General features: G+C 54.3%; 7 protein-coding genes. All 7 read right to left on the bottom strand.

Features of this window, described 5'->3' with window-relative positions; translation table 11 throughout:
- Window positions 1-363: 363 nt before the first annotated feature.
- A complete protein-coding gene (gene dnaJ / locus ACI3UA_RS08265) occupies window positions 364-1,533 on the bottom strand; it encodes a molecular chaperone DnaJ (RefSeq protein ID WP_439724340.1) in 1,170 nt (389 codons plus the stop codon).
- A 109-nt stretch (window positions 1,534-1,642) separates the two neighbouring features.
- The gene (dnaK, locus tag ACI3UA_RS08260; protein WP_439724339.1) at window positions 1,643-3,502 is read right to left on the bottom strand and encodes a molecular chaperone DnaK; all 1,860 of its coding nucleotides are present in this window, start codon (window positions 3,500-3,502) and stop codon (window positions 1,643-1,645) included.
- A gap of 118 nt (window positions 3,503-3,620) precedes the next feature.
- A complete protein-coding gene (gene grpE, locus ACI3UA_RS08255; RefSeq protein WP_439724338.1) occupies window positions 3,621-4,256 on the bottom strand; it encodes a nucleotide exchange factor GrpE in 636 nt (211 codons plus the stop codon).
- A gap of 56 nt (window positions 4,257-4,312) precedes the next feature.
- Window positions 4,313-5,338: a heat-inducible transcriptional repressor HrcA gene (gene hrcA, locus ACI3UA_RS08250; RefSeq protein WP_439724337.1), complete on the bottom strand. Its 1,026-nt coding sequence runs from the start codon at window positions 5,336-5,338 to the stop codon at window positions 4,313-4,315.
- 139 nt (window positions 5,339-5,477) lie between these two features.
- Window positions 5,478-6,656, bottom strand: a complete 1,179-nt coding sequence (hemW, locus tag ACI3UA_RS08245; protein ID WP_439724336.1) for a radical SAM family heme chaperone HemW — start codon at window positions 6,654-6,656, stop codon at window positions 5,478-5,480.
- On the bottom strand, window positions 6,656-7,717 hold the full coding sequence (gene holA, locus ACI3UA_RS08240) for a DNA polymerase III subunit delta (protein ID WP_439724335.1): 1,062 nt from the start codon (window positions 7,715-7,717) through the stop codon (window positions 6,656-6,658). The genes hemW and holA overlap by 1 nt, the downstream gene beginning before the upstream one ends.
- A gap of 135 nt (window positions 7,718-7,852) precedes the next feature.
- Window positions 7,853-8,684, bottom strand: an 832-nt coding sequence (locus ACI3UA_RS08235; RefSeq protein WP_439724334.1) for a ComEC/Rec2 family competence protein, incomplete at its 5' end; no start/stop codon positions are given.

The raw sequence follows: 8,684 nt of genomic DNA, 5'->3' as shown, positions 1-8,684 counted from the left end.
TTGGACGTACTTGCCTGCCGAATAAAACTGGTGTATATTTCAGTTTATCGTAGTGGGTGATTGTTACTTTGTGCATATACTGACGTAATTTGATACTTCGTGGACTCTGTTCAGACATTAAAAAGGGGTGAGCAGGGGCAATACCTATAGAAAACACGCTCGCGCTCCTCATTGTGCCTAGCGGATGCTAAGCTCACGCTTCGCTTTCAGCTCGCGTATCGCTAAGCACCGAGGCACAACAAAGGTTTTCTATAGGTACAGCCCCAACTCGCCCCTCTCTTTATCTGAACAGAGTGCACGAACAAAAAACTATTCGTTTATATTACCAAAGTATCATATAAGCACTACGAAAAACTGAAATTTTTATTCACCCTTGAAAGCCTTTTTCACCTTGCTGAAAAAGCTCTCCTGCTCCGGGTTTACCTTGCCGCCGCTCAGCTCGGCGAACTCCTTCAAAAGCTCCTTCTGCTTGGCAGACAGCTTCTGTGGCGTAAGCACCTTGATGCGCACATGCTGGTCACCATTGCCACTGCGGCGCAGCATCGGAATCCCCTTGCCGCGGAGCCGCATAACTGTACCGGACTGAGTACCGGCGGCCACCTTCATCTCCACCTTGCCGTGGATGGTCGGCACCTCGATGGTATCGCCCAGTGCCGCCTGCACGAAGGTAATCGGCACTTCGCACAGCACATCATAGCCCTCACGGGTGAACAGCTCATGCTGCTTGATATAAACATATACATAGAGATCGCCGCTAGGGCCGCCGCGCTTGCCTGCCTGGCCGCCGCCGGACACGCGGATGCGCTGACCCTCGTCAATACCGGCAGGAATCTTGACCTTGATGGTCTTGTTGACCTTCTTCTGGCCACGGCCGCCGCACTCCTTGCACGGCGTCTTGATAATCTTGCCGGAGCCGCCGCAGCGCTCACAGACATGAGAATTTACCATGCGCCCGAAAGGCGTATTGGCGTAGGACTGCACCTGTCCGGTGCCATGGCAGTTGGAGCACTCCTCCGGCGAGGTTCCCTTAGCTGCTCCTGTGCCGCCGCAGGCAGTACAGTTCTCCATGCGCGGCACCTTCAGCTCCTTCTCCACGCCAAAGGCCGCTTCCTCAAAGGTCAGCTCAATATCTATGCGCAGATCCGCACCCTGCTCAGGGCCGTTTCTGCGGGCCTGGCTGCGTCCGCCGCCGCCAAAGAACGTATCAAAAATATCGCCAAAATCACCGAAGCCGCCGCTGAAGCCGCCACCGCCAAAGCCGCCGAAACCGCCACCAAAGCCACCGGCTCCACCGCCGCCGGCCGTGAAGGCATCATGGCCGAACTGGTCATACTGGGCCTTTTTCTGGGGATCCTTCAGCACATCATAGGCCTCGTTAATCTCCTTCATGTGTGCCTCGGCTTCTTCCTTGTTATTCAGATTGCGGTCAGGGTGATATTTGATGGCCATCTTGCGGTAGGCCTTCTTGATTTCATCATCAGAGGCTCCCTTTTTTAAGCCAAGGACCTCATAATAATCACGCTTTTCGCTCATTTATCTCACCTTTACCTACTTCACTATCACACGAAAATATGAGCTGCCACCTTGGTGCAGTGACTTGATAGACCACACGCGGGCAGCAGCCCATACAAACTTCAGCTAATTATTTGCTTTCAGTAAATTCAGCATCAATTACATCATCATCCTGCTTGCCGGCAGACTGCTGGCCTGCACCGGCTCCTGCATTCTGCTGTGCACCGGCTGCCTGCTGAGCCTGCTGTGCCTGCTGATAAGCAGCGGCACTGATAGCATGCAGCGGCTCCTGCAGCTCATCGGTAGCTGCCTTGATAGCTGCGGTGTCAGTACCCTTGAGGGCCTCCTTAACCTTTTCAATAGCAGCCTTTGCCTTCTCCACCTGTGCGGCCTCTGCCTTGTCACCCATCTCCTTGATGAGCTTTTCGGCCTGATAAACCATGGAATCAGCATTATTGCGGATTTCAATGCCTTCCTTCTGAGCCTTGTCCTCTGCTGCGTGAGCCTCGGCCTCCTTGACCATGCGGTCAATATCTTCCTTGCTCATGCCGCTGTCGGACTGGATGGTAATGTTCTGGGACTTGCCGGTACCAAGATCCTTGGCGGATACATGCACGATACCGTTGGAGTCGATATCGAAGGTAACCTCAATCTGAGGCACGCCGCGCGGAGCTGGCGGAATGTCGGTCAGGCTGAAACGGCCCAGTGTCTTGTTGCCGGCAGCCATCTCGCGCTCACCCTGCAGAACATGAATCTCAACAGCCGGCTGGTTATCAGCGGCAGTGGAGAACACCTGGCTCTTGGAGGTAGGAATAGTGGTGTTGCGCTCAATAATTCTGGTGCAGACGCCGCCCAGGGTCTCGATGCCCAGGGAAAGCGGCGTAACGTCCAGCAGTACAACGTCCTTGGTGTTAGTTTCATCACCGGACAGGATGCCGCCCTGAATAGCAGCACCTACAGATACGCACTCATCAGGGTTGATGCCACGATGCGGCTCCTTGCCCAGATACTTGCGTACAGCCTCCTGAACGGCAGGAATACGGGAAGAACCGCCTACCATCAGGACCTTGGTGATGTCGCTGCCGGATACGCCTGCATCCTGCATAGCCTTGCGGGTAGGAACCATGGTGCGCTCCACCAGGTCGGCAGTCAGCTCGTCGAACTTGGCACGGGTCAGGGTCAGGTCCAGATGCTTAGGGCCGGAAGCGTCAGCAGTGATAAACGGCAGGTTGATGTTGGTGGAAACCATGTTGGAAAGCTCAATCTTTGCCTTCTCGGCAGCCTCGATAACGCGCTGTGCGCTCATCTTGTCCGCGGACAGGTCAATGCCGTTTTCCTTCTTGAATTCATCAACAATCCACTGCATTACTGCATGGTCAAAGTCGTCGCCACCCAGATGGGTATCACCATTGGTAGCACGAACCTCAAATACGCCATCCTCGATATCCATGATGGATACGTCGAAGGTACCGCCGCCCAGGTCAAATACCAGCACGGTCTGGGTTTCATCCTTGTCAATACCATAAGCCAGTGCTGCAGCAGTCGGCTCGTTGATGATGCGGAGCACCTCAAGGCCTGCAATCTGGCCGGCATCCTTGGTAGCCTGACGCTGGCTGTCGTTAAAGTAAGCAGGAACGGTGATAACCGCCTTGTCAACAGTCTCGCCCAGATAAGCCTCTGCATCAGCCTTCAGCTTCTGCAGAATCATGGCAGAAATCTCAGGCGGAGTGTAGCTCTTATCATCGATGGATACCTTGTAGCTCTTGTCACCCATGTGACGCTTGATGGAAGCAATGGTGCGGTCAGGGTTGGATACAGCCTGACGCTTTGCCAGCTGGCCTACCAGACGCTCACCGGTCTTGGTGAAACCAACAACGGACGGGGTAATCCTGCTTCCTTCAGGATTAGTGATTACTGTAGGCTCGCCGCCTTCCATAACGGATACTACAGAGTTGGTAGTACCCAGGTCAATACCAATTACCTTAGACATAATCTATTTCCTCCTTAAATTCAGTCCGCACATACAAAATCCATAACGTGCGCTATATGAAATATTTACACAATAAGCATATATCTGCCGGCCGCAGATAACGGCGCGGCACAGCCTGCTAGCTGTTTGCCACCACCTGCACCATGGACGGGCGTATAACCTTGCCCTTCACCATGTAGCCCTTCTGCAGCTCCATGGCGATGGTTTCATCCTCCAGCTCAGGGTTTTCCACCCGCATCACTGCCTGATGGAAGTTCGGGTCAAACTTGGCAGCCTTGGTGTCAATCAGCTCCAGTCCCCTGTTCTTCAGGATGTCTGCCAGCTGGTTGTAAATCATCTCCATACCCTGCTGGAACTGCGCCGCATCGGTTGCTTCCGCAGCCATGGCACGGTCAAAGTTGTCCAGCATCGGCAGAAGCTCCTTGATAAAGTCCTGCACCACCATGCTGGAAAGCTCTTCCTTCTCCTGACGGGTACGGCGGCGGAAATTTTCAAAATCTGCCTGCAGGCGCTTCATGCGCTCCACACCCTCGGCAAGCTGCTTTTTCAGTGCCTCCAGCTCGGCGTTCTCCGCCTGCGCATCCTCGGCCTCTTCTGCCCCGGCCTCCGCCTGTGCATCAGCAGTTCCGGCGTCTTCATCAGCTGCGCCCCCGGCATCAGAACCGGCTGCAGCCGCTTCATCAGCCTCAGCAGCAGAAGCATCGTCAGCCTGCGCTTCGGCAGTATCTTTTATTTCCTCATTTTCTAAAGGCATTACCTTTTCACCTCTTCATATATTGTAGATAGGACAACGCATCCCTGATGCCCGCCCTACCAGTGCAATCTCTTGATTACCTCTGTCAGATTATTATTCATGTAGTTCAGCAGGGACATGGTCCGGCCATACTCCATGCGGGTAGGCCCCAGCACTGCCATGGACCCCAGCAGCTCGCCATCCAGATGATAGGTGGCTGTGATTATGCTGCAGTCCTTGATGCCGCTGTACTCATTTTCCTGCCCGATAGTGACCGTCAGGCCATCTCCCAGATGAGCCTTCAATATATCCTTCATCAGCTGGTCCTTTTCCAGCATTATGAGAAGCTCCTTCACCTTGTCCACATTGTGAAACTCAGGCTGCTCCATCATCTCCGTGGTGCCGCCCAGATAAAGCCGCTCCCTGCGCTGGGAATTCAGGGCCTTATCAATCAGGTTCATAGCCGATTCATACAGGCCATCGTCGCCAATCTCGGCCTCAATCTTCTTCAGGCTCCCGCTCCGGATAGCTCCCAGTGTATGCCCGGCCAGACAGCCGTTGATGACCTTTGCCATCCGCTGAAAATCCTCGAAGGAGCTGCCGGCAGGCATCTCCATGATACGGTTTTCCACAAAGCCTGCATCCGTCATCAGCACCGCAATCACGCGATGGTCATCCAACGGCAGGAACTGCATGCAGCGAAAGGCCGCCTTGGAAATCTGCGGTGCCAGCACCAGCGACACATTCCGCGTCAGGCGGGAAATAATTTTCGCAGTTTCCTGAAAAACCTGATCCAGCTGCTGTACCTTTGCCTTGTACCATTTATCAATCATGGCCTTCTCAGCATCGGTCATGGGCTGTACCGGCAGCAGCGAATCCACGTAGAGCCGGTACCCCTTGGAGGAAGGAACCCTGCCGGACGACGTATGTATATGCTCCAGATAGCCAAGCATCTCCAAATCAGCCATCTCATTCCTGATGGTGGCAGGGCTCACGCCCAAATCATACTTCCTTGCCAATGTTCTGGAGCCCACAGGCTCTGCCGAGGATATATAATCCTGAATGACTGCCTGAAGGATACGCTGCTTTCTTTCATCCAGCATTTGCACCCCTCCTCTTGTTAGCACTCAAATCCAGTGAGTGCTAACTCATGAACATAATATACCGCGTATTTGTCAAAATGTCAATAAGTCAAAATAAAAATTTTACTTTTCCCGAAATAATTTTATCCTGCCAAGCCCCTCAAGCATCCGGCAGTAAAAACTCTGCAAAGACCTGATTGCCGTACTTCATACCCGACTGGGACAGGCATATCCGCTCCCCGTCCTCTGCCAGCAGGCCCAGCTGCACCAGCCGGCTGACCGTTTCGCCATACACCTCATGCACATCCCTGCCAAAAACAGCTGCAAACCTCCTGACGGATATGCCGGCTGACGTCCTGAGCGCCAAAAAGCAGAACTCTTCCATGTGGGCTTTTTCGGTCAGCCTTTCCTCTATATGGCACATGGCCCTGCCCTGAAAGATTTCCTCCATATACACCTCTATTCTGGCGGGATTCTGATAGCGGCAGTCCCCCCAGTAGCTGTGCGCCCCGGAGCCGAAGCCAAGATACGGCACATCCTGCCAGTAGGACAGATTGTGCCTGCTTTCGCGGCCCGGCAGGGCAAAATTGGAAATCTCATATCGCTGATAGCCACGCTCCGGCAGGACAGCAGTTATATAATCATACATTTTCTCTGTCAATTCATCTGACGGCAGAATCAGCCGTCCCTGCTGCTGCATTTTGTCAAAGGCCGTCCCCGCTTCCAGCTGCAGCCCATAAATGGAAATATGCTGCACCCCCAGGGCCAGAGCCGTTTCCACTGACTCCTGCAGGATTTTCATATCCTGACCCGGCAGGCCGTACATCAAATCCACGCTTATATTGCCAAAGCCCGCAGCCTGCGCCTCCGCTACGGCCGCCAAGGCCTCCTGCCCGCTGTGGATGCGCCCCATAGCCCGCAGGCAGCCATCATCAAAGGACTGCACCCCCAGGCTGAGCCTGCTGATGCCGAACTGCCGCAGCAGCCGCAGCTTTTCCCCATCCACTGTACCGGGATTTGCCTCTATGGTAATCTCCCCGATATTTTCCACATCTATATGCTTTTGCAGGAGATAAAACACATCTGGTAGAGCTACGGTCTCCAAAACCGTAGGTGTACCGCCGCCAATATACAGTGTCTGCGGCGCCAGCTTGCCGTCACTGCCAAATACCGCCTCGCCTGCCTCCGACAACCTCCGGCGCACCTGCCCAAGTTCCTGCTCCAAAGCCTCCAGATATGGCTCAATCATTTTTTCCTTCCCTGCAAAGGAGGGAAAATCACAATAGAAGCACTTCTGGCGGCAGAATGGTATATGTATGTATATGCCAAAATCCTTCATCAGAGCGTACACGCCTCCCGATTGCCCAGGCTGATAATAATCGCCTCCAGCTCCACAATATCCGCCTGCCCCGTTTTCAGGCCGTAATCCGCATCAGACAGGGCCAGAAGCGCTTTCCGCAGCGCTCCCGGCGGAAAGGTAGCCGCTTCCCTGCCTGTTTTTTCCGCAATAAAAGGCGGCTGTCCCAGGCGGGAGGCCAGTGCCCTGCCCCTGACGCCCTGTGACTGCAGCTCCTGGGCCAGCCACCACAGCCGCACCTGCCGCGCCAGCATGCCTACAATCAGCACGAAATACACGCCATTATCCAGCTGCCTTTTAAAAAGCTGCAGCGCCTTTGCCGTATTCCTGTCACCGATGGCATTCAGCATGGCAAAGCTGGAAATTTCCGGCACATCGGAAAAGACCTGCAAAAGCTGCTCCCTGCTGATACGCCTCCGGGACGCACCCAGAAAAAGCGCCAGCTTTTCCAGCTCCTTGCTGAGAAAGCTGAGATTTACGGTCTGCATGCTGCTGATTGCCCCTATAAAGTATTCATAGGCCTGACGATCCATTTCCTTGTTCAGCTCCTGCAGCTTCCCCTGCAGCCAATCGCCTGCATTGCTGGCGCGTATCGGCTCCGCCTCCATGACCTGTCCGGCACTGCTGATGGCCTTGTACAGCTTTTTCCGCTTATCAGGCTTGCCCTGCAGCTCAAAAATCACATAGGAAAACTCCGGCATGTTTTTCAGCAGTGCAAAAAAACGCTCCTCCGCGCCGCCTGATTTCCCGCCGGATTTTTCTTCCCCGTCAGCCTTTTTGTCCTTGAACAAGCCTGCCGCCTTGACGATAATCACATTTTTATCCAGAAAAAACGGCACTGTTTCCACAGCTTCCATGATTTCACTCAGGGAAACGCCGTCCTCCAGCACCTGCACATCCTCCTTCTGATAGCCGTCAGGAAAAAAGCATTGCAAAAGCCGTTCCTTCGCCTTCTCTATAAAGTAGCCTTCCTCCCCTGCCAGAAGGTACAGATGCCCGGGACTGCCCTTGCGCAGTCCCGCCATCAGCTCACCATATTTCATAACACACCTTTATCCTGTGTACACATACCAATAAAAATACTATCAATGACGTACCAGCTTCATTATACCACAAACCCGGCCATTAACAACAAGGCCTGCACTATCGACGTAAAATAGCACAAGCCTTTCCTAGCGTCAATCCCTGTAGCATTCCACCGCCATGCTTTTGCCGTCCGTCCTGAACACAATCGCTCCTTTCTCGTCCGTCCGCAGAATTTCCGCCCCGGTCACATCCGAAAGCCGCTGAACTATTTCCCTGTGCGGATGCCCGAAGCTGTTGCCGTATCCACAGGAAATCACCGCCCAGCGCGGCTTTACCGCCTGCAAAAATTTTTCCGAGCTGGATGTGCGGCTGCCATGATGCCCCACCTTCAGCACCGTGCTCTGCAGCGGCGTCCCCCGCCGCAAAAGCTCCGCTTCCTGCGCCGCAACCAGATCCCCCGTAAACAAGAAGCTGGCATCGCCATAGCTCACCCTGATGAGGTTTGAATATTCATTGCCCGTCGCCGCCACACTGCCCTGCATTACCTCCCTGCTCTCCGGGGAATACAATATCTCTATCCTCACCCCGTCCAGCTCCAGATAGGTATTTTCCTGCAGAGGCGCCAGCAGGCTTGCCGTTCTACCGCTTTCTCCCCGCCCAAAGGCCTTCAGGTATTCGTCGGCCCCCTCATGGCCAATCAGCACCGCCCTGACCGGCAGCCTGCCCAGAATCCCCCTGACGCCTGCCGCGTGGTCATCGTGGGCATGTGTCAAAAAAATATAGTCCAGCTGCCTGACCCCGTAATGCAGAAGATACGGCACATCTACCATCCTGCCGATATCATAGCCGCCCTCCCTGACACCGCCGGCATCAATCATGAAGGCATGCCCGTGTGGAGTTATAACCAGCGCCGCATCACCCTGACCCACGTCTATAAAATGCACCTGCAGCCTGTCAGCCGCAAAAAAGCTGCGATATCCGGCC

It is taken from the genome of Anaerovibrio sp. (assembly GCF_051866355.1).
Classification (GTDB): Bacteria; Bacillota; Negativicutes; order Selenomonadales; family Selenomonadaceae; genus Anaerovibrio.
Note: the sequence above shows the minus strand (reverse complement) of the source record. Positions and strands in the feature narration are given on the sequence as shown.